Annotated in this window: 25 protein-coding genes; 11 read left to right on the forward strand and 14 right to left on the reverse strand. The window is 47.0% G+C overall.

The annotated features are described in order from the left end of the window. Positions 1–44: 44 nt before the first annotated feature. Positions 45–1,139, reverse strand: a complete 1,095-nt coding sequence (locus FSB75_RS10220) for a DUF3810 domain-containing protein (RefSeq protein ID WP_146786581.1) — start codon at positions 1,137–1,139, stop codon at positions 45–47. Between the two features lie 101 nt (positions 1,140–1,240). Here FSB75_RS10220 and FSB75_RS10225 point away from each other — a divergent pair, with 101 nt between their 5' ends. The 4 genes from FSB75_RS10225 (at position 1,241) to FSB75_RS10240 (ending at position 3,597) form a co-directional block, all read left to right on the forward strand. Then, complete coding sequence (locus tag FSB75_RS10225) at positions 1,241–1,786, forward strand: YceD family protein (protein WP_146786584.1); 546 nt, start codon at positions 1,241–1,243, stop codon at positions 1,784–1,786. Between the two features lie 59 nt (positions 1,787–1,845). Continuing rightward, a complete protein-coding gene (gene rpmF, locus FSB75_RS10230; RefSeq protein WP_146786587.1) occupies positions 1,846–2,040 on the forward strand; it encodes a 50S ribosomal protein L32 in 195 nt (64 codons plus the stop codon). A gap of 72 nt (positions 2,041–2,112) precedes the next feature. After that, positions 2,113–3,054 (forward strand): phosphate acyltransferase PlsX, encoded by a 942-nt coding sequence (gene plsX, locus FSB75_RS10235; protein ID WP_146786590.1) that lies wholly within the window; start codon positions 2,113–2,115, stop codon positions 3,052–3,054. Positions 3,055–3,264: 210 nt separating this feature from the next. Next, on the forward strand, positions 3,265–3,597 hold the full coding sequence (locus FSB75_RS10240; protein ID WP_146786593.1) for a hypothetical protein: 333 nt from the start codon (positions 3,265–3,267) through the stop codon (positions 3,595–3,597). A gap of 219 nt (positions 3,598–3,816) precedes the next feature. Here FSB75_RS10240 and FSB75_RS10245 read toward each other — a convergent pair whose 3' ends face one another. Continuing rightward, positions 3,817–4,935: an alpha/beta hydrolase gene (locus FSB75_RS10245; RefSeq protein ID WP_146786596.1), complete on the reverse strand. Its 1,119-nt coding sequence runs from the start codon at positions 4,933–4,935 to the stop codon at positions 3,817–3,819. 31 nt (positions 4,936–4,966) lie between these two features. Between FSB75_RS10245 and FSB75_RS10250 the strand changes: the two genes are divergently transcribed. Beyond that, positions 4,967–5,428 carry a DinB family protein gene (locus FSB75_RS10250; protein ID WP_146786599.1) on the forward strand — a complete coding sequence of 154 codons (462 nt, stop codon included), beginning with the start codon at positions 4,967–4,969 and terminating at the stop codon, positions 5,426–5,428. A gap of 96 nt (positions 5,429–5,524) precedes the next feature. On the opposite strand, the gene FSB75_RS10255 is transcribed toward FSB75_RS10250, so the two are convergent. Further along, positions 5,525–6,592, reverse strand: coding sequence for an alpha/beta hydrolase (locus FSB75_RS10255; RefSeq protein WP_146786603.1), 1,068 nt, complete (start codon positions 6,590–6,592; stop codon positions 5,525–5,527). Between the two features lie 82 nt (positions 6,593–6,674). Between FSB75_RS10255 and FSB75_RS10260 the strand changes: the two genes are divergently transcribed. From FSB75_RS10260 to FSB75_RS10270, 3 genes are all read left to right on the forward strand, one after another. Further along, positions 6,675–7,010, forward strand: a complete 336-nt coding sequence (locus tag FSB75_RS10260; RefSeq protein WP_146786606.1) for a phage tail sheath C-terminal domain-containing protein — start codon at positions 6,675–6,677, stop codon at positions 7,008–7,010. Positions 7,011–7,142: 132 nt separating this feature from the next. Continuing rightward, a complete protein-coding gene (locus FSB75_RS10265) occupies positions 7,143–7,685 on the forward strand; it encodes a DUF2911 domain-containing protein (protein WP_146786609.1) in 543 nt (180 codons plus the stop codon). A 27-nt stretch (positions 7,686–7,712) separates the two neighbouring features. After that, the gene (locus FSB75_RS10270; RefSeq protein WP_146786612.1) at positions 7,713–8,582 is read left to right on the forward strand and encodes an aldose 1-epimerase family protein; all 870 of its coding nucleotides are present in this window, start codon (positions 7,713–7,715) and stop codon (positions 8,580–8,582) included. Between the two features lie 31 nt (positions 8,583–8,613). On the opposite strand, the gene FSB75_RS10275 is transcribed toward FSB75_RS10270, so the two are convergent. The 3 genes from FSB75_RS10275 to FSB75_RS10285 all read right to left on the reverse strand — a co-directional run bounded on the left by FSB75_RS10275 (position 8,614) and on the right by FSB75_RS10285 (position 12,520). Next, entirely contained in the window at positions 8,614–9,657 is a 1,044-nt protein-coding gene (locus FSB75_RS10275) for a DUF6807 domain-containing protein (RefSeq protein WP_146786615.1), read from the reverse strand. An 87-nt stretch (positions 9,658–9,744) separates the two neighbouring features. Beyond that, positions 9,745–11,100: a Gfo/Idh/MocA family protein gene (locus FSB75_RS10280; protein ID WP_146786618.1), complete on the reverse strand. Its 1,356-nt coding sequence runs from the start codon at positions 11,098–11,100 to the stop codon at positions 9,745–9,747. 70 nt (positions 11,101–11,170) lie between these two features. After that, positions 11,171–12,520, reverse strand: coding sequence for a 3-keto-disaccharide hydrolase (locus FSB75_RS10285; protein WP_146786621.1), 1,350 nt, complete (start codon positions 12,518–12,520; stop codon positions 11,171–11,173). 318 nt (positions 12,521–12,838) lie between these two features. Here FSB75_RS10285 and FSB75_RS10290 point away from each other — a divergent pair, with 318 nt between their 5' ends. After that, complete coding sequence (locus FSB75_RS10290; protein WP_146786624.1) at positions 12,839–14,128, forward strand: metallophosphoesterase family protein; 1,290 nt, start codon at positions 12,839–12,841, stop codon at positions 14,126–14,128. A gap of 11 nt (positions 14,129–14,139) precedes the next feature. On the opposite strand, the gene FSB75_RS10295 is transcribed toward FSB75_RS10290, so the two are convergent. After that, the gene (locus FSB75_RS10295; RefSeq protein WP_146786627.1) at positions 14,140–14,490 is read right to left on the reverse strand and encodes a putative quinol monooxygenase; all 351 of its coding nucleotides are present in this window, start codon (positions 14,488–14,490) and stop codon (positions 14,140–14,142) included. A 187-nt stretch (positions 14,491–14,677) separates the two neighbouring features. Here FSB75_RS10295 and FSB75_RS10300 point away from each other — a divergent pair, with 187 nt between their 5' ends. Further along, positions 14,678–16,000, forward strand: coding sequence for a Gfo/Idh/MocA family protein (locus FSB75_RS10300; RefSeq protein WP_146786630.1), 1,323 nt, complete (start codon positions 14,678–14,680; stop codon positions 15,998–16,000). Positions 16,001–16,005: 5 nt separating this feature from the next. On the opposite strand, the gene FSB75_RS10305 is transcribed toward FSB75_RS10300, so the two are convergent. Further along, positions 16,006–16,698: a LytR/AlgR family response regulator transcription factor gene (locus FSB75_RS10305; protein ID WP_146786633.1), complete on the reverse strand. Its 693-nt coding sequence runs from the start codon at positions 16,696–16,698 to the stop codon at positions 16,006–16,008. After that, positions 16,691–17,743: a sensor histidine kinase gene (locus FSB75_RS10310; protein ID WP_227990906.1), complete on the reverse strand. Its 1,053-nt coding sequence runs from the start codon at positions 17,741–17,743 to the stop codon at positions 16,691–16,693. Before FSB75_RS10310 ends, FSB75_RS10305 begins: the two co-directional genes overlap by 8 nt. Positions 17,744–17,976: 233 nt before the next feature. Here FSB75_RS10310 and FSB75_RS10315 point away from each other — a divergent pair, with 233 nt between their 5' ends. Then, positions 17,977–18,306: a hypothetical protein gene (locus tag FSB75_RS10315; protein ID WP_146786639.1), complete on the forward strand. Its 330-nt coding sequence runs from the start codon at positions 17,977–17,979 to the stop codon at positions 18,304–18,306. Here FSB75_RS10315 and FSB75_RS10320 read toward each other — a convergent pair. The 5 genes from FSB75_RS10320 to FSB75_RS10340 all read right to left on the reverse strand — a co-directional run bounded on the left by FSB75_RS10320 (position 18,281) and on the right by FSB75_RS10340 (position 23,907). Beyond that, positions 18,281–20,305 carry a T9SS type A sorting domain-containing protein gene (locus FSB75_RS10320; RefSeq protein ID WP_146786642.1) on the reverse strand — a complete coding sequence of 675 codons (2,025 nt, stop codon included), beginning with the start codon at positions 20,303–20,305 and terminating at the stop codon, positions 18,281–18,283. The genes FSB75_RS10315 and FSB75_RS10320 overlap by 26 nt on opposite strands. Positions 20,306–20,414: 109 nt before the next feature. Further along, positions 20,415–21,131 (reverse strand): GNAT family N-acetyltransferase, encoded by a 717-nt coding sequence (locus tag FSB75_RS10325; RefSeq protein ID WP_146786645.1) that lies wholly within the window; start codon positions 21,129–21,131, stop codon positions 20,415–20,417. A 101-nt stretch (positions 21,132–21,232) separates the two neighbouring features. Further along, on the reverse strand, positions 21,233–22,081 hold the full coding sequence (locus tag FSB75_RS10330; RefSeq protein WP_146786648.1) for an NAD(P)-dependent oxidoreductase: 849 nt from the start codon (positions 22,079–22,081) through the stop codon (positions 21,233–21,235). A gap of 195 nt (positions 22,082–22,276) precedes the next feature. After that, a complete protein-coding gene (locus FSB75_RS10335; protein ID WP_146786651.1) occupies positions 22,277–23,047 on the reverse strand; it encodes a 3-keto-disaccharide hydrolase in 771 nt (256 codons plus the stop codon). Positions 23,048–23,157: 110 nt separating this feature from the next. Beyond that, positions 23,158–23,907 carry a ThuA domain-containing protein gene (locus FSB75_RS10340; RefSeq protein ID WP_146786654.1) on the reverse strand — a complete coding sequence of 250 codons (750 nt, stop codon included), beginning with the start codon at positions 23,905–23,907 and terminating at the stop codon, positions 23,158–23,160. Positions 23,908–23,948 lie beyond the last annotated feature (41 nt).

Raw genomic sequence — 23,948 nt, forward strand, 5'->3', positions numbered from 1 at the left:
TTTTATCCAACTCTTCATATTATCAACAACAAGCCGGCGTTCATTTAGATGGCTGCTCCGCCAAATTTTTTCATGTACCCAATCAGGTAGGCAATCACCTCGTTGTAAGTAGCGCTACCTTGGGGTTGGTTGTTTAGCTTTAAATATTTGTCATAAGCGCCGCTCATTAACGGCTCAATGAAGTTTCGGCTTTGCAAAAGATAAAGCCGCAAATCACGTACGTCCCATTTTACACGGGGCAGAATATTTTTGCGCAAGGCTTCCGTCAACTCCTTATTGGACGTCATCGTGCATTCGAAGATGGCATCGCGGTACATCTCAAAATAAGCTGAATAAAGAAAGTTGGGATCACCCGAATTTTTGCACGTCAGGTAGGCAACAAAGTTGGCTTCGTTTTCTTTGGCATAGCCCAGTTGGTGCGCCATTTCGTGGGTTACCACAAAGGGTTTTAAAAACACGGGAATATCGGTTTTTATTTGTGCCTCGCCCGAAAACGGATTGTAATAACCGGTAAAGCCAAACCAATGACCGACGGGTGTAAAAAGCGAAGGCTTGATGGAAGGACGGGAATAAATTAAAAAGGGCAACGAATGCTCTGTGTTTCGATATGCCTCCTCTCCTTTTGCAAACAAAACCTTTTTTTCGTTGTACCGTAAGCGTTGTACCGAGTCAATCTTCACTGCGTAATCGTTTAACCGTTGCTGCAAAACGGTTGTAAGGTCAAACAAATCCTGCACGCTGTACGGTTGAAGTGAAATGCCCAATTGCTTTGCAATTCCCTGCCGGTAATAATTCAAGCCCCAGAAAAGGGAGAAAACAAGATAAACCAACAAGGCCAGTTTCAGGTATTTGCGCAACAGCATCCACGACAAGTAAGCCTTTGCCTGCCGGTGCTTTAAAAGCCGGAGCAGCTTCCACACTTTTAGCACAAGCCAGATGAAAGCAGCGATGTAAGCCAGATCGCCAAGGCTGAACGGAATCCACCCGAACAGCCACCGGAGTGTTTTTGAAAGTCCGGGATAAAGGCCGAACGTATAGTAACGCTCCACCCATGCGGCGTTGAAAGAAAAGAGTTTTAGCAGAACGGCAAGAAAAACAAGAAGCAAAAGAAAGCGGTCACGGAACAGGGCTTTGAACATAGATTTGCCGGGGAATTCGTTAAAATCTTCGCTCAAAATACACTCTTTCCCGCGTTTTCCTTTACCTTCGCCTCCCGCAAAAAAGCGGGACAGTTGATGACATGAACAGCCGGCGTGAATTTGAGATTGCTTTTGTTGGATTAAAGCCCGGTGTTCACGAATTTACCTACGAAATCACAGATAGATTCTTTGAAGAATACGGCGAACAGGACTTCTGGGATTGCCAGGCCGCGGTAAAGCTGTTACTGGAAAAGACACCCAACTTTATGATGTTGCGCTTCCAGGTGGGCGGCACGGTAAAAGTGGTTTGCGACCGGTGCAGTTCAAATCTTCCGCTGAATTTGTTTGAAGACTTTACCGTTACGGTAAAGGCCGTGGAAAACCCGGAGGAAATGAACGACACCGAAGAAGACCCGGACGTTTATTACATCTCCCGTGGCGAAAGCCACCTGCACGTGGCGCCCATGATTTACGAATTTGTAAATCTAAGCATCCCCATGCAAAAGGAATGCGAGTATGAGGCCATGGACGGCCCTTATTGCAATCCGGCAGCAAGAGAAGCCTTGGAAAAAATGAAAAAGGCCGAAGAAGAAAAAGAAAATCCGTTGTGGAAAGGATTGGAAAAATTCAAAGGATTGGAAGAGTAAATAAATAGTCAATTTTAATCACAAACAATAATTAGAAATCTCGTTTAAATATCTGAGTTATGCCAAATCCCAAACGCAGACATTCGCAGCAAAGAAGCGCCAAGCGCAGAACGCACTACAAAGCTGAAGCCGCCACGCTTTCTACCGATAAAACTACGGGTGAATTGCACGTTCGTCACCGTGCACACGTGAGCGAAGGTAAACTGTACTACAAAGGACAGGTGGTTGCCGAAACATCGCCCATCAAGAAATAAGCGCAACGAAATTTTGCCTTATCCATTTTCCCCCACTTGGCGGGATAATGGATTTTTTATTTTTGGGACAATATGAAGATAGGCATTGACGCCATGGGCGGCGACTTCGCTCCACACGAAGTGCTCAAGGGTGTAAAAGATTATTTACAGGAAGCAGGCGACGCAGCGCAAGTGGTTTTGATTGGCGATGAAGAAAAACTGAACGCCCTGCTGGCCGGTGCGGACTTGCCGCAAGCATCTTATTCGGTTGTGCACGCACCGCAGGTCATTGACATGCACGAGCACCCGACCAAGGCTTTGAAAGAAAAGCCGCAATCCTCTATAGCTGTAGGCTTTGGAGCCCTGGCGAAGGGCCATACGGATGCGTTCATCAGTGCGGGCAATACCGGTGCCATGCTCGTTGGCGCTTTGTACTCGCTCAAAACCATCGAAGGCGTTTTGCGCCCCACCATCTCCACCATCATTCCAAAGGAAGCCGGGCAAACGGGTTTGCTGCTCGACGTAGGCCTCAACTCCGATTGCAAGCCCGAACAACTGAACCAGTTTGCCATCATGGGCAGCGTTTACGCACAAAACATTTTGGGCATTAATAAGCCGCGTGTGGCTTTGTTGAACATCGGCGAAGAAGAAGGCAAGGGCAATCTTTTGGCGCAAGCCACTTATCCCCTCTTGAAAGAAAACAAGCACATAAATTTTGTGGGCAATGCCGAAGGCCGCGATATTTTCATTGACAAAGCCGACGTGCTTGTGTGCGACGGCTTCACCGGCAACATCGTTTTAAAAATGGCCGAAAGCCTTTTTGAAATCACCGAACGCAAAGGCATCAAGCACGAATACTTCGATCTTTTCAATTTTGAAAATTACGGCGGCACGCCGGTGCTCGGCATCAACAAGCCGGTGATTATCGGCCACGGAATTTCCAAAGCAAAAGCCTTTAAAAACATGCTGGCGCTGGCGCAGAAGATGATTGAGAAAGACATCATGCAGAAGCTTGCGGCGGAGTTAAAGCCTTAACGTACTTTGACGATTAGCAACAGAAGCTGTTGGCAAGTTTTGTTACCAGCTGATGTAATTCTTGGCATCACCTGTTGCGTCGCACTCTTGTGCGTTCGGTAATTCTATTCAGCAACTTAGCCGCGGGTATAAAATTTTGTTGATTAGCAGAGTATATTTATACCCGCAGTTGCGGCAATGCAACTGTTAGCGGCAAGTGGCTCAACCACCATGATAGATTTAGAAAACAAATTTGAATTACCCCTTGAACTTCCAGAGCCCTGGTATTGGACAAGCCAAGCATTGACCGAACAACTGCAAAAGGAAATAAGTTCAAAGCATCTCCTATACGGTAAGCAAGCTAAAACCATAGCCCGTAGACAGGACAATGATGACGTCCTTTTTCAGCTATCAAACAATGACTACGGTTATGCCGTTGTGCATTTGACCTGGTCGGAGTACAGCCATGCCGATGGAAAATATCCAAAGACCATACTTTACAAAGACTGGCAAGACGTTTATACAAACCGCATATTAATGGACAAAGCTGAATTTGAACTATGACCAGCCGCTAACAAAATGTTTCTGCAATGGTGGCGGTATGAACTCAATCCGCTTTTGAAATACTATTGAACCACATAACTTTGATCCAGCAACAGGAAGACAACTGCCACCACTGGCAGAAACACCTGAACCGTTAGTGCTCAATAGCGATAAGAACGCACAAGAGTGCGACGCAACGAAAGCTCAATAGATAGACAAACGTTCGGTTCAAAAAACCTCTCATCGTTTATTCACCACCGCTAAAAATTCTTTCACCACCCAAGTGCTTAATTGTCCTGCCGGACCATTGATTGTGTAATCAAAACCATGCGTAGCCCAAGAGAGATAGAGTGCAAAATACTTGATACCTTTTTCGTCTAACTTTTTTGTGAGCCGGTTGCCGTGCCGCGGCGAAACCAACGGATCGTTCTCGCCGTAAAAAAGCAAGATTGGTGGCGTGTGTTCGCTAACCGTTTCCGTTGCAGAACTTTCCCTGTATTGTTCCGGCGCCTGTTGCAAGGTTCCACCCAAATAATCTTCCATCACTTTGCGGCTGTCGAGCACCAGCGGACTCGTTGGATTCTCGTAACCCCAGATCATGTCCGTAGGTCCGTAAAAACTTATCACGCCGTTAATGCGGCTATCGTTCATTGTGTAAGCGGCCGACAAGGCAATCTGCCCGCCGGCACTGCGGCCGAGTAAAGTAAAAGCGGTTGTATCAATCGAAAGAGAACTTGCGTGCCCGCACAAATAATCCATTGCCGTTTTTACATCTTGCAAGGGCGCAGGAAAATGATGTTGTGGTGCCAGGCGATAATTGATGCTGGCAACGTGATAACCGGCTTTGGCCAACTCGCTGCTTAAATCGGAAAGCTGTTTGCTGTCACCACCGGCCCAGGAGCCACCGTGAATGACAACAACGCAAGGCCTGACGCCGCGAATAACCGACGGATAAAAATCAAGCGAGAGCTTGTTTGCCGCATCGTACAAAAGCGATTTGAAAGCAACCTGCCTTGCGCCAATCCCGGTTATCATTTGCAATGGATGAAACGATGATTTTCTTGAAGGAATTTTTCCAAACGCAGTTTCAAAATTTTTTGGGAGCGTTCGGGCAAGCCGCATCGCTTGTACAACAGGTAAACTGTAAACAAGGAGCGCCGCAATGCCAATGATGGTTGTAAGCAAATGATATTTTGTATCGCCGGTATTCCAAAACAGGAGCACAAGAAGGAGAAAGGAAAATATCCAACAAAATTCCGTCACCAAAATAGAAACGTACCAAAGCAAATTCGTTGGCGCACGAAAGACAACAAGCAACGAAAACAAAAACAAAAGACCAATCAAAATAAATCGCGCCATGCAGGAAAATTAAGCGGCTTAAATTTATTGCATGGAAAAACAATTTGAAATCCTTCGCAAGACAAGGCAGTTTTTAATCAGCCTTCTTGACGGCTTATCGCTTGAACAACTCAACAAAATTCCGCAGGGCTTTAACAACAACATCATCTGGAACGCGGGCCACATCGTAGCGGCGCAGCAAGGCGTTTGTTACCGCCGCGCAGGATTGCCGTTGATTGTTGACGAGGCCTTCTTCGATCAATTCAAGCCTGAATCAAAACCGCAGGAACAAGCCACAGAAGCTGAGGTGGCGCAAATAAAAAAATTGCTGCTGTCAACCATTGACGATCTGCAACGCGATTACGAAAACAAAAAATTCTCAACTTATCCTGCATGGACAACACGCTACGGCGTGGCGATTAATTCCATCGAAGACGTCGTTTCTTTTCTTGACTTTCACGACGGCTTGCACGTTGGCTATGCTATGGCTTTGCGGCGTTGTGTAAACTCGTAGAACTGGTAATGGCTTACGTTCGTTGCTGCATAATGAACAAGCCGTACAAGAGTGCGACGCAACGATGCTTCACAGTAGCAATGCAGTTGGCTTCATTCATTTCTTTCCTTGCGCAAACGACAAATTCTCTGAAAAAAAAGAAAGCATTTTTTTGCCGATTCTTTCCGCGATGCGGTTGGTGTGTGTGCCTTCGTAAATTTCAAAGGAATGTTTGATGCGGTACTTGTTCAATTCCGCGTCCAAGGTTTGTATGCTGGCCGCAATGGCTTCGTCCCGCGTGCCGGCATCAAAGCCAATGCCTTTTAATTTTTTGAGGTTGACGATGTATTGATCAAGACTGTTCAGCGGCCTGTTGGCGTCCCATTTTTGCAGCACCGATGTTTGCAGTTTTCCGTCTTTCACCGGAAGGTCGAGATAAAAAGGCGGCTGCGCGGGATTGGGCGACCAGGCCGCCGCCGACGCAAAAACAATCTTTGTTCCGAAATCAGTTTTCGCGAATTCATCAATTGTTTTGATGCTGTCGGCACGTAAAAAATTTTTTGGAATGGATGATTCAACAACGGGCGAAGAATTAAGGCAGCAAGGACTGAGCAAATAAACCGCGGAAAATATCTCGGGGTGCTTTTCGCCAATGCGCAGAGCGCCGTAACCGCCCATCGAATGGCCACACAAGCCGCGGCTTTCGGCTTGTGGCAATGTGCGGTAATGCGCATCCACGTAAGCCACCAATTCTTTGGCAACAAAGTCTTCCCAATCGCCGGTGGTGATTGAAGCCGAATACATGCTTCCCTGGAATTGCGTGAAGGCATCGGGAGTTACCAGAATCATTTCGTGAACGCTTCCACTCGCAAAAGCCGAATCCAAAACCGGTGGCAATTTCATCCAATGCTTTTTATCGCCGTAAAATTTTGCGTCGTCATCGGTATAGCCGTGCAGAAAATAAACAACGGGATAACGGCGCGAAGGCGATGTTTTGTAACTCGCCGGTAAGTACACCGAAACGGAACGATCCGCATCATCACCACCAAGATTGCCTTCCAAAAATTTGCCGTGAACTTTTATGCGTTCTACGGTTCCTTTCGCGTTTGGTTTTTGCTGACCGAAACTTGCAGAACAGAAAAGAAGGAAGCAGATTGCGCAAAGGAGCAAAGCTTTTATTTTCATCCAAAAGAATTTGAAGGAAGATAATCCATTCTGCAGCCGGCAAAACAGGTTTGCGTTATTTTGTAAAATCAAAGTCGTCATCATGTCCAATTTTTCTCCACTGCGAACGCCGCTTCTCATTCGGATTGAAGAATGGGTGAACAGGGAAACGGCCTGGGTTGTGTTCGAACCCAACGATCAACATACATGGATTAAAGTGCGAACGCAAGTTGAAAATTATTTGACCCAACAATGGCGTGCCGGCGCCTTACTGGGTGCAAAAACAAGCGAAGCGTTTTTTGTACATGTTGGATTGGGACAAACGATGACGCAGCTTGATGTGCTCGCAGGCCGATTGATCATTGAAATTGGTGTGGCCGTTGTACGGCCGGCTGAATTTGTTCTCCTTCGCTTTACGCACAAAACGGCGGATTCCTGATGCGTTTCCGAAACAGAACCGGCAACAAGATTCTGCGCATCATTTCCGCAATCAAGTTCTCCAACCGCCCTTCAACTTCCGTTTGCCCGCAGGCAGAATAAACCCTAACTTAATCGGCAAATCATCCTCGTTATGAACAATCAATTCAAAAAAATTTTGCTGGCCTCAACGCTGGCTTTGTTTGCGTTCGGCGCAACCGCATCGGCACAAGCTGACAAATCGAAACGAGCCAGTCCGCCCGATTCAACAAACGGAAAAATCGGCAACGCTACCGTTACCATCAATTACAGCAGCCCCTCAATGAAGGGACGGAAAATTTGGGGCGACCTTGTTCCCTATGATAAAGCATGGCGTGCCGGTGCAAACGAAGCCACCATCTTTACGACAGACAAAGCCATCAAAGTAGAAGGCAAAACCTTGCCCGCCGGCAAATACAGTTTGTTTGCGCAGCCGGGCGAAAAAGAATGGCAGTTTATTTTTAATTCGCAAACCGGACAGTGGGGCATCAAGCGCAGTGGCGAAGCCAATTTTGATCCCGCTAACAATGTGCTGACGGTTACGGCAAAGCCAATGAAATCTTCTGCAATGAACGAACGGCTGACTTATACCGTCAACGGGAAAGGCTTTGTGCTGAAGTGGGAAAACCTTGAAGTGCCGGTAAAAATTACGCAGTAACATTCTGCAAGCATTGAACACATTCTCATGCAAAACATTCAAAACGCACAACTGAAAATTTTAATTAACGAGAAAGGCGCCGAACTCAAAAGCGCCTTTCATCTTTTACACAAGATTGAATACATGTGGAGCGGCGACCCGGCTTATTGGGCTAAGACCTCTCCTGTTCTGTTTCCTGTTGTGGGCGAACTAAAGAACAAGTCCTATTTCTACAACGGTAAAACCTATTTCTTATCGCGTCACGGCTTTGCCCGCGACAAAACATTTGTTGTTACAGAACAACGTGATACTTCAATCACCTTTTTGATTGAAAGCGATGAAAGCACGCTGGCTGTTTATCCATTTCCATTTCTTTTCTCCATCATTTATACCTTGAACGATGATTCCTTGCAAGTGACGTATTGCGTTCAGAACACAGGTGACGATGAAATGTTTTTTTCTGTTGGCGGCCATCCGGCGTTTAAACTGCCGCTGGTTGATGGAACGAAGTATGAAGATTACAAACTGGTGTTTGAAAAAGAAGAAAACTTGGAACGTTGGCCCATCAGCAAAGAAGGACTGATTGAAAAAAAGCCGCAGCTTTTGTTGAAGAACAGCCATGAGTTGCCGCTTTCAAAAGATCTTTTGAAAAACGATGCGTTGGTGTTCAAGCATCTTCAATCGCGTTTTGTAAAACTTGTTTCCGATAAAACACCACGCGGTCTTCATTTTGATTTTACCGGCTTCCCTTTCCTTGGTATTTGGGCCGCATCCGGCGCTGATTTCGTTTGCATTGAGCCCTGGCAAGGCATAGCCGACAGCGTGAATGCAGATGGACAACTGCAACACAAAGAAGGGATTGTTGCTTTGGCTGCCGGCAAAGAATTTAAACGCTCTTGGAACGTGCAATTCTTTTAACGGGAATTTTATTCCTGCGCCGTTTAAAAACTTAATGCGACGAACGGCCAAATTCATCAGCCAGATCATTCATTTCTTTTGCGCTTAATTTCTTGCCTGAGGCAATTACGACTTCGTACTTAAACGTGGCGGATTGACCCGGCTTTAGCGTGAAGTTTAATTCTTCTGCACCGTTGCTGAAAACTTTTCTTCCCAATGGATTGAGCGCAAACAGACCGTAGCCTCTTGCGTGCCAATAGGTAGGATAACCTACGTTCTTTGGATGATCAAACATGCCGATGGTGATATCTTTTCCGTCCTTCCTGCCCTGCAACATTGTCCACTGGCCTTTGGTGCTCCACACCGAGTCGCCGGTTCTTCCGTTGCTGGCGATGTAATTGCCGGTCACACCTTCCTTACTTGCCATTTTTTGCATGGTTGTTTTGTTGCCCATCGCATCGGTAAAAACATCGGGTTGGTCGGAAGGCATTTCTAATTCTCTTGCTACACGCATGGCAAAAAAACCATCTTTCGCATCTTTGAAAACAACGTCTTCTTTTTGCGCAGTCAACGTTGTGGTGCGGTCAATAAAAAGTTCGTTGTTGCGAACGGTAAAAACATGCGTTGTTTTTTCTTTTAGCAATACGTGTCCGTCGGGATGTACCCAACTGGCCCTTGTAATAAGCGTTGCTTTGTCGTTGTCAACCTTGGCGCTTACCACTTCATCGTGCCTGATGGTGCCGTACAGGTTTCGTTTCGCAGGTTCAATGGCGGTAGAGTTGTTCCAGAAATCAAGGCTGTTCACCGATTCGTAATTCATCCACATGCCGTTGTGGTGAGGATGGTCGGTGCGTTCGCCGGCACGCGGTGCAAGCGGCCAGCCGCGTGTTACCGTAATGCCGTCGAGCGTATTCACAGGAAAGAGAATCGGCTTGCGCACGGAATCATAATAACAATAAGCCGTAAGCAATTTGCCGTTGTACAAAACAGCAACTTCCTTCTTGTCTTTGTTTTCTGCAAACCGGAAGCCTTTGTCTTGCGCATAAATATTTGCATTCATCATTGAAAATAAAATCAGCGCAAAAATGTATTTCATGATTGATTGTCTTTGAACTTTTGATTCCTTCTTTTATGAATATTCTATTGCAATAAACTTGTTCCTTAGAACTTACAACTCTTCGGCTCAGTATTTAAACACCTTCCCGTTCACCATCACTTGTCCGCTCTTTTCATCAAACGTGGCTTTGCCGCCGGTGTGCACGGCAGCATTGGTCATGATGCAGGCAATGGAGTGATTGTAACCCGCTTCCACCGGCGCATGCGGCGTTTTGCGGCTGCGCACGCATTCCATCCAATTGCGTACGTGTGCACTCGTGAGCGGGTCGCCGCCGGTGTTTGCAGAGGCAATTACTTCCACTTTTTCTTTCACCAAATCCATTTCGGGCAAAAGGTTTTGCTTCATGTTCATGTCTTCAGCAAACTTTTTTGTAAGGCCGCCTTTTGGTGAAACTTTGTTGGTGATGAGATTGAGTTCGCCGCCGTTTGAATAATATAATTCAGAAGGATGTTCGTCGCCGTTGTGCATGCGCGACATGAACACAACCTGGAAACCCGTTGACGGATCGTTCAGCGGACCGTAATCAAAAGCGGCGGTGATTGTATCCCAGTTTTTGCGGCCGTCCTTCCATGCGTAAATACCGCCGTTGGCCGTCACGCTGCGCGGATGCGGAAGTCCCGAAAACCAATGCACGGTGTCAATCTGGTGACTCATCCACTGTCCGGGCAAGCCCGATGAATATGGCCAGAACAAACGGTATTCTAAATATTTTCTTGGGTCCCAGGTATCGGCCGGGCGGTTCATCAAAAAACGTTTCCAATCCGTGTCTTCTTCCCTGATTTTTGAAACGAGTGCAGGCCTGCGCCAGCGGCCGGGCTGATTTACGTTCCAGGTTAACTCTACCATCGTAATCGGGCCAAACTTTCCGCTTTGGATATAATCAGCAGCAGCCTGATAGTTACCGCCGCTTCTCCGTTGCGAACCGATTTGTACAATTTGCTTTGATGCTTTTACGGCTTTCAGCGCAGCGTTCGCATCATCCATAGTTTCGGCAAAAGGCTTTTCAACGTAAGCATCACAACCCGCATGTACCGCTTCAATGCAATGCAATGCGTGCTGAAAATCTGCCGTGCTGATAAACACCGCGTCCACTGCTTTTGCACCGTACATTTCTTCGTTGTTGCGATAGGCTGTCACGTCGTGTCCCATCTTTTCTTTCCATGCCGCAGCGCCTTCTTCACGCCGCATCTTCCAGATGTCCGAGACAGCAACGACATCAAAATTTAATTCCTTGTAATGGTTCATAAACGAAGGCATGTGCGAGCTGCGGTGACGATCGGAGAAGCCGACGACACCGACTCTTACGCGATCGTTCGCACCAATGATGCGGCCGTAACTTTTTGCGCTGAAGCCCATGGAACCAAGATAAATTCCGGCTGCCGCGGACGATGTTTGCTTGATGAATTTTCTGCGTGAAGACATAAACAATTATGAATTATGAGTTATGAGTTATGAATTAAGAAGCTGTCATCAATCATCTTTCATCCGTCATCTATTTCAACTCTTGTATTTTAATGCTGCGAAACGAAACCGCATTACCGTGGTCTTGCAACAAGATATGGCCTTTCGGCGCCATACCGAAATTTGGCCATTGCGCAAACTTGCTTCTTGCAACCAAGGCATAGTAATACGGAGCGCCCCGTTGATACTCCAATACTTTCCAACCGTTGAGCCAATGCTCTATGTGATTATCGGGATAAACGACGATCATGCCGCGGTTCCATTCGCCTATTTTTCTTCGTGCTCTTTTTTCAGGTAAAGAAGGAATAAGATCATACAACGATGCAAGCGTCCTGTTTCCCACCACACCAAGCTTTGCATCAGGATGCCTTTCGTCGTCTAAAATCTGATATTCCAATCCAATGGCGGAACCGCTGTTGGCCTCTTTTTCCGTTACGAAATATTTGACGCCGCTGTTGGCCCCTTCGGTGAGTTTAAAATCAAATTGAAGAATAAAGGCACCATATTCACCTTCGGTAACAACATCGCCGCCGTTGGTTGATTCGGCGCCGTTTGAACCAAGCACGTTCAACGTGCCGTCTTTAATTTCCCAGCCTTTTTCGGGAAATTTATCTTTGTACGCACCGCGCCAGCCGGCCGTTGTTTGGCCATCCCACAAAAGCGATACACCGTTTCTTTTTTCTGCTTCAGATAAATTGTTTGAAAGAAGGTTCACCACAAAAATATTGTTGAGCGGCGAAGGTTTCACCCCTTCGGTTTGAATGCGGATGTTGCGCCAGCGTATCTGTCTTCCCTCGTCTTCTTTTTTGCCGATGGCGTGAACCTGCAAAGCGATAAAACCTTTTGGCGTTAGGTCGTCAATTACGTAAGCGCAAGGCACGCCGTTTAACCAGGTACGCAAACTGTTGCCGATGCACTCAACTCTTGCTTTGTTCCACTGGCCTTGTTTGAAAGCCGGTTTGGCAGAAGGATTCAGGTCCATTGCGTAAAGCCAGTCGCGGCGGGCCTCGTCGTAAATGCCGCCGCTCCATCTGCGCGGCGAAGGATCAATCTCAAATTGGTAACCGTGTACGCGGCCGTTCATGTAATCGGCCTTGCTCTCGCTGCGAAACTGCACGCCGGAGTTCATCGTGCTGTCAACAATGTATTCAAACTCCAGCGCAAAGTCGCCGTAATCTTTGTCGGTAACGAGAAAAGAGTTTGGTTCACCCATCACCGTTTTGCCAACGATTTCGCCGTTTTGCACGGTGTATTTTGCTTTGCCGTTTAATTGTTTCCAACCGGAAAGATCTTTGCCGTTAAACAAGGGTTTCCAAGCCTTTTGTGCAGCAGCAAAAAAGCAAACGAAAAGAGAAAAAAGAAGCAAGCTGTTTTTCTTCATATAGCGTGTGGTTATTAAGCGGGTTTAAGATAGCAATTTTGGCGCTGCCACTGTCCTGCGCCCTTTGAACGGTCTTGCAATTTAGAAAACAGACCGTTGCATGCGAATGAAAGGACTAAGCCAAATCAGCAATTTTGTAAAGGAATTGTGCAAACCAAGCTTGCGCCGTATCTTGTTCTGTCCTCTCTCTGTGCAAACGCTTCTGCAAAATTTTACCGGCAAAACACCAACGCATTTTAACAGTCATCCGTAGTTTTTATCGAACAACAGTCATTGAAAGCAAAGCCAAAATTTCAACACCGCTTCTAAAATTATTTTATGGCCGATCAACCGCTCACACAAATGCGCAGCCAGGACGATTACAAAGGCCTGAGCCGCTCCGTTGCCGCCAATCATTTTAATACCGAAGTAAAAAAATCGGAAGCAAGCGCCGATGCAAAAGAAGCTACCGGCGAAATAAAAACCGCAACGCAGCGCAAGCTGCATTTGTTGGCACAATTCACTACCAAAACCGTTTGGCAATGGTTGAAATACTACGTCATTAACCGCTTTGGAAAAAAGGCTGATTATGCCGAATATACCGGCGGAGACCGCGGCGTTTACAAATTGAACAACGAAGGTGAAACCGTCATTGGCGTAGTAGCCGATTGGGCCACGTTTACGTTTGAATCCTGCGAAGTGGCCACAAAGATGGCGGAACAAAATCCGCAGTTCACGGTTCATTTGGGCGATACCTATTACGTGGGCGAACCCAAAGAAATTGCCGCCAATTTTTTGGGCAATGATTGCCCCTGGCCGCGTGGCTCGCAAGGAAGCTTTGTGCTCTTGGGCAACCACGAAATGTACGCAAGAGGCATTGCGTATTACCGAGACCTTTTGCCCGCACTCGGCATGAAAGGCAGCAACGGAAATTTCAACGGGCAAGGCGCGGCATTTTTTTGTTTGGAAAACGATCACTGGCGCATTCTTGGTTTGGATACAGGCTACCATTCCATTGGTAAAATTCCCTTGCTTGAAATGATCTCTTTTCTTTCACCCAATTGCCGTTTCGATGACAAGTTGATGAACTGGTTAGCCAACGATGTGAAGCTGGGCGATCCGGCTGACAAACGCGGCATCATCGTACTTACGCATCACCAATATCTTTCAGCATTTAAAGGCGAAGCCGAATACACAAAACCTGCTGAACAACTTGCAAGCTTCATTGGTAAGGACAGACCCATTGTTTGGCTCTTCGGTCACGAACATAAATTTTCGATGTATGATAAAGCACAGTTGAAAAACGGCGTTACGGCTTACGGCCGTTGCATTGGTCACGGTGGCATGCCCATTGAACTTGGCTTCAAAAAAAGCGAAAGCCAAAAAGGTTTTTCAAAACTGGTGATGGTGGACAAACGCGAAACATCGCCGGGTTCAGGGCTTGGCTTTAACGGCTATGCCTTGTTGCGAATAAACGGCGCTGCGGTTGAAATTGATTACTGCGATAAGGCCGGCGTGTTGATAACAGAGCAATGGTTGTCGGATAATGGCGCAATAAAAGGAAGCATTATCCAGGTTGCTGATTCGTTGGCTTCGGAAAATTTTAAAGCGGGAAAACAATGGCAATGATGACTGCTGTCTCAGTTTGAAACTTTTTGTTTTGCTTCGAGGGCAATCGGCACTACGTCGGTAAGAACAAGTGACTTAACCATGTCCTTTACCGTGGACTTGTATTTTAAAAAATGCTGCGTTTTAATATGTGATTGGTAAGCAGACACACTTGCATAAATTTCAAACACCGTTACGTTTGTCGGGTGATCTTTGTCATACACAGCATACAATGTCAATACACCCGGCTCTTTCCGAACAGCCGCTTCTGCGTGTTCTTTTAAGGCCGATTTATAATTTTCAAGTTGAGCAGAGTCCACCGTAATTTTTGCGATTCGAACGTATGGTGATTGCTCTTGTGCTGAAACGGAAGAGTATAACATAACCAGTAGTGAAAAAATAACGACGGCGAAGAACTTACAAAACCTTGATTTCATAATACTATAAAAGTACTTTATTGCTGATTTTGTATTAAAATTTCAAACTGAGACATTACCTGATAAAGCGTGATACCCGCAGTAGAAAAAATCTTTTTTACATTTAGCATTCACCAAACCAAATCCATTTCGCATGAACAGACGGCATTTTCTTCGCAATACCCTTTTTACAGGAGTGGGAACCGGCATAGCAGCCGCCGTTCCGATGGAAGTATTGGCTGCTATACGCAAACAGGTTTCGCCTTCCGATGTCATTCGCATTGGGCTGATTGGTTGCAAAGGACAAGGATGGAACAACATCACGTCGTTGCTCCGCATGTCCGAGGTTCAGTGCATTGCGCTGTGCGACATTGACCAAAACATTTTGTCGCAGCGTAAAGCCGATTTGGAAAAGATCAACATTCGCCCCACTCTCTATACCGATTACCGGAAACTCCTGGCGAACAAAGACATTGATGCCGTCGTCATTGCCACACCCGACCACTGGCATTGCCTGATAATGACTGACGCAATTGCCGCGGGCAAAGATATTTTTCAGGAGAAGCCCGTTGCCAATTCCATTTACGAAGCGCAGCAAATGCTGGCCGCCGCCAATCGCTCCAACCGCATTGTGCAAGTGGCGCAGTGGCAACGCAGCCAGCAACATTTTCAGGACGCCATTGCCTTTGTGCACAGCGGCAAGTTGGGCAAGGTCACGTCGGCAAAAGCCTGGATGTATCGCGGCGGCACCACGCCCTTGCCCGTTGTGCCCAACGAACCCACGCCTGCCGGTGTTGATTACAACATGTGGTTAGGCCCGGCAGAAAAAAGGCCCTTCAACAAGAACCGATTTCATTATGAGTTCCGCTGGTTTTGGGATTATGCCGGCGGCCTGATGACCGATTGGGGGGTGCACCTCATTGACATGGTGTTGATGGGCATGAAGGCGGACGTACCAAAATCCGTTACGGCTTCGGGCGGCAAATACGTTTTTCCAACCGATGCACGCGAAACGCCGGATGTGATGACGGCCTTGTACGATTACGGCGACTTTCAAATGACCTGGGAACAAAATCTTTCAACCGGCGTTGGACTTTACGGCATGCAACACGGCATTGCTTTCATTGGCCACAACGGTACACTCTTGCTCAACCGCAGCGGCTGGGAAGTACGCCCCGACAAAGAAAAAGACAAGCCACTGATGGAAGCCGTAGCCTGGCAAGCGCAAAGCGACAAAGGCCTGGACAAACACACGACAAATTTTATTGAAGCGGTAAAATCAAGGAAGAAAGAAAGATTGAACTGCCCGATAGAAGCCGGGGTGAGAGTAGCGGTTAATTCGCACATGGGCAACATTGCTTACCGCACCGGTGAAACCATTTTTTGGGATGCGGCCGCAAACAAGTTCGCACAGAAAGAAGCCGAACATTTGCGCATACCGGATTATCACAACGGATGGAAGCTGCCGAAGATTTAAGAACGCTATAGATTTTCAATCACATCGCGATAACCTCTGCCAACGGGAATGGACACGCCGTTTACGTCAACCGCTTCGGCAGTATAAGATTCAATCTTGCTGACCGAGACGATGAACGAACGATGAATGCGTTTGAAGAGATGCGACGGCAGCAATTCTTCCATCTCGTTTGTGCTCATTTTGGAAACAAACACTTTGCTTGTGGTTACAATTCTGATGTATTCCCTTTGGCTTTCGACGTAAACAATGTCGGCAAACAAAATCTTCACCTTCTTTTTTTGCACGTTTAAAAAGAGGTAATCTTTTTGCTCCGCATTTTCCTTTGGTTCGTGCAGCACTCTTTGTGATGTTTTTACTTTGTTGACAGCTACTAAAAAACGTTCAAACCCGAATGGCTTCAGCAAGTAGTCGGTTACGTTCAAGTTAAATCCTTCCACCGCGTATTGATGGTAAGCTGTGGTGATGATAACGGCGGGTGGATGCGCTAATGTTTTTAAAAAAGCCATGCCTTTCAGCTTGGGCAAATGAATATCTAAAAAAATCAAATCCGTGTTGTGTTCCCGCAGGTAATCGGTGGCCAGCAAGGCATCTTTAAACGTTGCCTGAAGTTCTAAGAACGGCACTTGCGAAATATAATCCACCAAAACTTTTACGGCCAACGGCTCATCTTCTACAACAATGCATTTGATGTTAGACATGGCTTGACAGGTTGATTTTTAGTTCGGCTGTAAACACAGCTTTTTCGTGCTGAACGAATAATGTAAATTCTTTGTAAAGCAATTCCAATTGGCGCCGCAGATTGGCAAGGCCGATGTTTTCTTTTACACCTCCTTCTGCAGAAACAGCTTCCGCAGAATTTTTTACCACGAAGGAAAGTTGCCGTTGCCGCAACGAAAGATGAACGTCCACAAAGGGTTGGTCTCTTGTTTCGGAAACGCCGTGCTTGAAGGCATTCTCGACCAGCGGAATCAACAAAAGCGGCGGCACCGCCTGCTTCATGTCTTCTATATCGTAATTAAAATTGATGCGCAGCGTTTCGTCATAACGCAAAGTTTCAAGCGAAATATAATCATCAATAATTTTAATTTCCTGCTCGATGCTGATGTAGTCGCCACCGGTTTCGTACAGCATAAAGCGCAGGATTTTCGACAAGCGCAAAATAGATTCCGGCGCAAGGTCTGATTTGTCTCTTGCCAGGGAATAAATATTGTTCAGCGTGTTGAACAAAAAATGCGGGTTGGTTTGGGAGCGCAGGTAATTCAATTCCGCTTCCTGTTTTTGAATGCGCAATTGTTGTGTGGCTTGTTTGAGTTTGGTGTAATTGTAAACGTGCCGCACAATGCCGAAAAAGAAAACAGAGCCAACGCTGTATGCCATCTGGTTTTCGAGCGCCTGTCCCAGCGAGGAAAATGATTTTAGCGGGGTATAAATACCCAGTTGAATTCCCAACAGCCGCCAAACGTAATAGCAGTAGGAGTACAATATCATGTGAACCCACAAAAGAAAAATCCCGAGAAGGATATTGTTGATCACAAATTTTCTTTTCCGCAACACAAAGGGAACAGAATATTCAAAAAGTATAAAATTGAGAACGGTAACATAAATAACGCCCCAAAGATTGTTGAACGCAAGGGCCAGGAAACGGTTGGGATAAATGTGCAAAGAACTAAATGCGCTCAAAAAAAGGAAGGCAAGTCCAGTCCATAAATAAAACCGTAACAATTTTACGTCGAGCGATTTCATCACGCTGTTTATACGGATAAATATCGGCAAATCTTTCTCCTGACGTTGTAGAGGCTACGGGATTGACATCCGGGTAAATGAACAACCCAAATTGGTCAATCAACACAGTTTCATTAGGCTTCTCTCTTGTTACTCGAGCAAACTTCATGATAAAGCAGTGGCGTTGTTTGTTTACGCTAACCCGTTGTTTGTTGACGGTAGCGAAAAGAACGTTCTGATATGAAATACTCTTGTTGTACAAAACAAAGCGTATGACAAAGACTATCCTCCACCTGCTTCTCTTCGCCACTGCTTTACTGCTTTGCACCTGCTCACTCGCACAAACAGAACCAACCGCCGCCAATTGGGAAACCTCGTTTATTGCATCAGTTAAAGAGTGCCGTCTGCCGGCAGAATCTCAAAAAAGTGAGAGGCAAAGTGAAGATGCCGCCACGAATACTTCTGTACAAAAAGCCATTGATTTCGCTACGGCTTTTGCCTTGATTTTGTCTCAAAATTTTTCTCTTTCAAACCAACAATGCCACACTCTCCAGGCTTTTATTCTTTTTGAATTTGTGTACTGAACGCTGTCTTGTTGCCTTCTACTTGAACGAGGTACGAGCCTGCGGCCAAACCCTGCAAAAAGAGTGTCGTTTGCTGGTAATTGCCCGCAACGGAAAGCGATTGCCGCATGAGAACGCGACCCGCCAAATCACGAACGGTCAGAACATAGATTCCGTTGGCAAGATTGTTCAGTTGCAGCGTAGCCAAGCCTCGCACCGGATTGGGAGAAACTACCAACGATACTTTTAGGCCACCGCTAAAATCAATGGCTGTAGTAGCGGAATAAGCATAGCTCTTGTTCACATCAACAGATTTGATGCGGTAAAAGTTTGTTCCTTTAGCCGGATGATTGTCCGCTAAAACATAACCGTTGTTCCCACTGCCAATCGCATTTACCGATCCAACGGTTGAAAAAGTCGCACCATCAAGACTTTTCTCAACGCTGAAAAAAGAAAGGTTGCTTTCATCAACGGTATTCCACTTTAGGTCAACAGACGAAGTTTTAGCCGTAGCCGTAAGCGTTAAAGAGCGAAGGGGAAGCGTGCCGCTTGACTGCACACGGGCTGCGAAAATTTCACTGTTTGCAAGACCGCTGCGGCCATCACGCCACGAAACGATGACGCCATTGTTAAGGGTTGGAACAATTACCGGCGAAACCTGGTTGCCGGTGGCCGTGCTCACCGCCACACCCGTTGAGGGCGACCAAAGCAAGGTTCCGGTTGAACTGATGCGTTGCGCATAAACGTCCACGTTTGCAGCCGAAATTCTTGCATCGTCCCAGGCAATGACAGCGCCGCTGCTTCCATCCGATGCCATCGAAATACCGATTGCCAGTGCGTTCGCCGTGTAGGTAAAAGGCTGGTTGGTGCCGGATACATTTGAAACGTTCACACCGTTTGCAGTCCACAAGGTTGTGCCGCTTCCGTCCACAGCCTGCGCATAAACATCTCTGTCTGTTGCACCGGCACGGCCATCGCTCCATGCAACGATATAATTGCTTCCGCTTGCAACAATCTGCGGATTGGTTTGAATGAGAGTGGCTGTACACAAGGCTACGCCGCCGGCTGTCCACTGGACAGCACCGGCAGCATCAAAACGTTGCGCATAAATATCGTAAGCACCGGCAGCGCTTCTTGCATCTTCCCAGGTGGTAATAAATCCGGATGTACCCAAGCTTACCAGTTGCGGTTCGTTTTGAATGTTACTTCCGTTGGCAACCACCGTTCCGTTGGCGCCCCAGCCTGTAACAATGCCGCCGCTGTTGTTGACGTGTTGCGCATAAACATCGGCCGATGATGCGCCTGCACGTTGATCCTGCCAAACAATATACAGGCCACCAGTTCCATCGTTTGCGACTTGCTGCTGATTTTGCGTGCCGGCAACGGAACCGCTTATGCTTGCATCATTTGCCCATTGACTTGCACCCGTACTCAACAAAATTTTTTGAGCAAACAAATTGATCGCTCCGTTCCGGGTATCGCCAAAAACCACGATGGCTTCCGTTGCGTTTACAAGGTCAATGACAGGGGCTGTTTTCCCGGAAACTGAATTATCCGATACGGTCAATCTCACACCGTTGGCTGCCCACAAAACGTTTCCGTTTGCATCAATTCGCTGCCCGTAAATATCGTCGTTCGAGGGAAAGAAAGTTGACTCGTTGCGGGCATCCTGCCACACGCAAATCACACCGCCAGCGCCGTCGCCAATCATGTACAGGTTTGTTTTGGCAGATGACTGCGCACCTGTTGCGTTTGAAACCACAACATCGCTGGAAAATTTCTTTGTACCGTTAGAAAGAATGCGCTGAACGTAAATAGTGTTTGGCGCTCCTAACCTTGTATCAATCCAGCCTATGAAGGAGCCGCCAGCGCCATCAGTAACAGCAACGTTACTGGTTTTGGAATTGGCTACCGACGAAGTGGAAACAAGCGTTCCAACCAAGGGATCGGTACTCCATTGTGCGTGAAGCGTCATTGCAACAATCGTCATCAAAAGGGCGCTGACTAAACTTTTTTTCATGAGTCAAAATTTAATTGTTGATGTATAAAAGATTGCTGTAGACGTTCTTTGACCGCGCTTGCCGCGCAGGATTATTGAACAGCCTGCAAAAAGCAGTCCCGCACCAACTTCATTGCTTTCTCATAAAATAAAAATTCATAGGCCCGCGTACGGTAAAGCCAAGGCGCTGATAAAGTGAGATAGCCCTCTCGTTGTCTGCACGAACATGCAGAAAAGGATGTTGTCCCCCACTACAAATCAGGTTTACCTGGTGCTGCACCAAAGCAGCCGCGTAACCCTTGCCCAGATAGCCGGGATGCGTGCAAACGGCGCTGATTTCTGTAAAGTTTTGCACGTGTAAACGCTGACCCGTCATGGCCACGAGTCGTTCGTTTTCAAAAATGCCGAAGTAATGTCCAAAGGCAATGGTGCGCGGGCCAAAAGGTCCCGGCTTTGTCAGCGCCGCCAGTTGCATCATTTGCTCAACATGCTGTTCGCGCAAGGGAACAAGATCGAACGAACTTGACGCAGAGGTATCGCCGGCCTCAAAAACAAATTGCCGGCCTTTTACCTCGTGCAGTATTTGCCAGCCTTTGGGCTGGGCAATGATGTTCGGTGTTGCGTAGAGAATTTTTCGTGCGGGTGGAAGCAAATCGTAAAGATCTTCAAAACCCTTTGAGTAACTTTCTTCAAAACCGGCGAAAGGAGAAACGGTTTCGTCAAAGGCTCTTACCTTATCGGTTCCGAAGCCCAGATGTTTATCACCCAAAAGCAATGCACGGTAAACTGGATTATTGAGAAGTCCTTCCACTTCGCAAATGTATTGAGGACGGTAAACAGCGAACATCAAATTTGAGAGCAAGGCCCAATGCCTTCAAGAGTTGCGCGGCCACTTGCGCAAGCAAAAAACCCGTCGCGCAAAATAGACCGGTATTTGTCTAACAACACTTACACGCAATCCTTTGCAATCACCGTCCAATCGTTATTGCCGTAACCTTTCTCAATCCAGCTATCCATTAACGATGCAATGACGGGCAATAACGTTAGTTCCGTTTCCACTTTCTGCGCCGCATCTATAAACAAGCCGGTGTCTTTTCTTGCCATGGCCAATTCCCACGAAGGATTTGTATAATCTCCCGCTGTCATTCTTTTTAAACGTGGCTGCAAGAGTGTGCCGGGATTCCATGCATCGAACAGCGAGGACAGATCGGTAACGGAAAGGCCCAATGCTTTTGACAGACAAAGCGTTTCGCGAATGCCCGCTGTGAAGCAAACCAAAAACGCGTTGCCCACCAGCTTCATCGCCGCGGCCTTGCCCACTTCCGAACCAAAACGGAGAATCTTCCCGGTCATTTTTTGCAGCTCCGGCTCTATGCGGCCAATCAACGCTTCATCGCCGGAGAGCAGCATGAATCCAGAGCTTTCCAGCGCATTAACAGGGCCCATAAACACCGGTGCGTGTTGGTAGAAAAAGCCTTTTTCTTTCCATTCTTTTGTACGTTGTATGGCTCCGTCTTTTGAGGTTGTCGTGTGGTCAATGATAACGGCTCCCGGCGCAAGTCCGTCGCGGGCTGCTTCCAACACTTCGTTTACAGAAGCATCGTCTTTCAATGTAAGATGAACAAGGAAAGCGCCTTTTACAGCATCGGCGGGATTGTCGAACGCTTTGGCGCCAACTTCTTCCAAGGCTTTTGCTTTCGCAGCTGTACGATTCCAAACCTGCACCTCCTCGCCTCTTTTTCGCATCGCTTTTACAAAATTGGAACCCAACAAACCTGTACCTAAAAATGCTTTCATGCGAATTAAATTTTTGGGTATAAACGAAGGTGCAAAAATAGGAACAGCAAGCAGCAGAACGCTGCAAATTAATCAGCGGCTTCAGCGTCTTTCCTTTGGCGGATTTTCATCTTACGCAATAGATAAATGCCGGCAAAAACGACAGGCATTTCAACGCAATGCAAAGGTTCAATTGCTGGTTCCTTGCCGCTGCAATTACAACGGCCTTACCCAAATATTTTTAAAGGAGATTGGTTCGCTTGGATCACCGTGTGCCTGCAATTTGATGGGCGCAGCGCCGTGGGCATTGTACGATGGCTGGCCGATGTATTCGGTGCGACCTTTCAGCGAAACATTGTTTTGAACCAGCACGCCGTTGAGCAAAGCCGTTACCCTGGCAGGCGATTCAAGGCTGCCGTCTTTTTTAAAACGCGGTGCTGTCCAGATAACATCGTACACCTGCCACTCGCCCGGGGGACGTAAAGGATTTACCAGTGGCACGTATTGCTTGTAAATGCTGCCTGCCTGCCCGTTGGTGTAGGTGCTGTTGTTGTAGTTGTCGAGAATCTGCAATTCGTAACCACCGTCAAAAACAGAAGCGAGGAAGATGCCGCTGTTGCCTCTCGCCTGCCCGGTGCCGGTGATGTTTTCCGGCACCCGCCATTCGAGGTGCAATTGATAATCAAGAAAAGATGATTTGGTACGAATGTCACCCGCTTGCTTGTTCACTTTCAGCACGCCGTTTTGTACCGTCCAGCCAGCGGCTTTAGTGGAGTCTGCGGCACTCACCCATTGAGCCGCCGACGTCCCGTCAAACAACACAACGGCATCTGAAGGAACGCCGCAACCGGCCTTGCCGGGATCTATTACTTTGGGAACAGGAGTATAAAACTCCGTGTCTTCGGGCTTTGCTTTTTGCTGAGCGTTTGCGGCACTGATGAGAAGAAGACTGCCGGTCATCAAGAAGAAACCTGTCGTTGTACGCATGGGTGAATTTTTAAAAAGTTTTTCTGCTTGTGCGTTTCGTTTAATACACATTCTGTTCTTGCGGGAATGCCGGTATAAAGCAAGAATGATCAACGCAAGTCACAAAAATTTTATTTACTACTAAGTAAAGATTTTTTTCGATCAGCGTTTTTATCTCTTTCCAAAGCAGCCGCGATGCCACCGGCAAGATGTTGCAAAAAAAGCGGTTCGCTGTACGATGCATCGGTATGACCAAGCGCCGTATAAAACACGCTGCCACGGCCAACCTTGTGCCACCAGGCCACCGGGTGAAAAGCACCGTTCTTCCCGCCTTCATAGGAAGTTTCGTCAAGGGTAATAAGCACGTGCAGATCCGGGTTGATGTTTTTAAAATTGTACCATTCGTCAAAGCGTTGCCAGGTTGTTGGCAATCCTCTTGTGGCCGCGTGAACCGAATCAACTATGTGCAGCTTTGCGGTTTGTTGTTTGGGATGATTTTCAAAATAAGCGCCGATTGCTTTGCCCCACCACGGCCAGCCGTATTCCATGTCGGTGGCCGAATGAATGCCAACCAAACCGCCGCCATTTTCAATATAATTTTGCAAGGCTTGCTTTTGCATTGTATCAAACACGTTTCCGGTAGGACTCAAAAAAATTAGCGCAGCGTATTGCTTCAAATTCTTTTTGGTAAACAAGGCAGCATTGGTTGTGGTGTCAACGGCAAAGCCTTTCTCGTTGCCGATCTTTTGAATGGCAACAATGCCTGCCGCAATGGATGCGTGATGATAGCCCGCGGTTTTTGAGAACACCAACAGTTTAGGTTTTTGCGCAACGGCAAGGAGCGAAACAAAAAGAAAGAAGAGAAGGAAAACAGGTTTCATGAAATGTGTTGAATGATTCGTTTAATGAAAGAATTAACAAC

This window comes from Flavisolibacter ginsenosidimutans (genome assembly GCF_007970805.1).
GTDB classification, from domain to species: domain Bacteria; phylum Bacteroidota; class Bacteroidia; order Chitinophagales; family Chitinophagaceae; genus Flavisolibacter; species Flavisolibacter ginsenosidimutans.

Excerpts from the sequence above, each read along its gene's own strand:
- FSB75_RS10220 (WP_146786581.1), bottom strand. The coding sequence starts at position 1,139 with ATGTTCAAAGCCCTGTTCCGTGACCGCTTTCTTTTGCTTCTTGTTTTT.
- FSB75_RS10225 (WP_146786584.1), top strand. The coding sequence starts at position 1,241 with ATGAACAGCCGGCGTGAATTTGAGATTGCTTTTGTTGGATTAAAGCCC.
- rpmF (WP_146786587.1), top strand. The coding sequence starts at position 1,846 with ATGCCAAATCCCAAACGCAGACATTCGCAGCAAAGAAGCGCCAAGCGC.
- plsX (WP_146786590.1), top strand. The coding sequence starts at position 2,113 with ATGAAGATAGGCATTGACGCCATGGGCGGCGACTTCGCTCCACACGAA.
- FSB75_RS10240 (WP_146786593.1), top strand. The coding sequence starts at position 3,265 with ATGATAGATTTAGAAAACAAATTTGAATTACCCCTTGAACTTCCAGAG.
- FSB75_RS10245 (WP_146786596.1), bottom strand. The coding sequence starts at position 4,935 with ATGGCGCGATTTATTTTGATTGGTCTTTTGTTTTTGTTTTCGTTGCTT.
- FSB75_RS10250 (WP_146786599.1), top strand. The coding sequence starts at position 4,967 with ATGGAAAAACAATTTGAAATCCTTCGCAAGACAAGGCAGTTTTTAATC.
- FSB75_RS10255 (WP_146786603.1), bottom strand. The coding sequence starts at position 6,592 with ATGAAAATAAAAGCTTTGCTCCTTTGCGCAATCTGCTTCCTTCTTTTC.
- FSB75_RS10260 (WP_146786606.1), top strand. The coding sequence starts at position 6,675 with ATGTCCAATTTTTCTCCACTGCGAACGCCGCTTCTCATTCGGATTGAA.
- FSB75_RS10265 (WP_146786609.1), top strand. The coding sequence starts at position 7,143 with ATGAACAATCAATTCAAAAAAATTTTGCTGGCCTCAACGCTGGCTTTG.
- FSB75_RS10270 (WP_146786612.1), top strand. The coding sequence starts at position 7,713 with ATGCAAAACATTCAAAACGCACAACTGAAAATTTTAATTAACGAGAAA.
- FSB75_RS10275 (WP_146786615.1), bottom strand. The coding sequence starts at position 9,657 with ATGAAATACATTTTTGCGCTGATTTTATTTTCAATGATGAATGCAAAT.
- FSB75_RS10280 (WP_146786618.1), bottom strand. The coding sequence starts at position 11,100 with ATGTCTTCACGCAGAAAATTCATCAAGCAAACATCGTCCGCGGCAGCC.
- FSB75_RS10285 (WP_146786621.1), bottom strand. The coding sequence starts at position 12,520 with ATGAAGAAAAACAGCTTGCTTCTTTTTTCTCTTTTCGTTTGCTTTTTT.
- FSB75_RS10290 (WP_146786624.1), top strand. The coding sequence starts at position 12,839 with ATGGCCGATCAACCGCTCACACAAATGCGCAGCCAGGACGATTACAAA.
- FSB75_RS10295 (WP_146786627.1), bottom strand. The coding sequence starts at position 14,490 with ATGTTATACTCTTCCGTTTCAGCACAAGAGCAATCACCATACGTTCGA.
- FSB75_RS10300 (WP_146786630.1), top strand. The coding sequence starts at position 14,678 with ATGAACAGACGGCATTTTCTTCGCAATACCCTTTTTACAGGAGTGGGA.
- FSB75_RS10305 (WP_146786633.1), bottom strand. The coding sequence starts at position 16,698 with ATGTCTAACATCAAATGCATTGTTGTAGAAGATGAGCCGTTGGCCGTA.
- FSB75_RS10310 (WP_227990906.1), bottom strand. The coding sequence starts at position 17,743 with ATGAAATCGCTCGACGTAAAATTGTTACGGTTTTATTTATGGACTGGA.
- FSB75_RS10320 (WP_146786642.1), bottom strand. The coding sequence starts at position 20,305 with ATGAAAAAAAGTTTAGTCAGCGCCCTTTTGATGACGATTGTTGCAATG.
- FSB75_RS10325 (WP_146786645.1), bottom strand. The coding sequence starts at position 21,131 with ATGTTCGCTGTTTACCGTCCTCAATACATTTGCGAAGTGGAAGGACTT.
- FSB75_RS10330 (WP_146786648.1), bottom strand. The coding sequence starts at position 22,081 with ATGAAAGCATTTTTAGGTACAGGTTTGTTGGGTTCCAATTTTGTAAAA.
- FSB75_RS10335 (WP_146786651.1), bottom strand. The coding sequence starts at position 23,047 with ATGCGTACAACGACAGGTTTCTTCTTGATGACCGGCAGTCTTCTTCTC.
- FSB75_RS10340 (WP_146786654.1), bottom strand. The coding sequence starts at position 23,907 with ATGAAACCTGTTTTCCTTCTCTTCTTTCTTTTTGTTTCGCTCCTTGCC.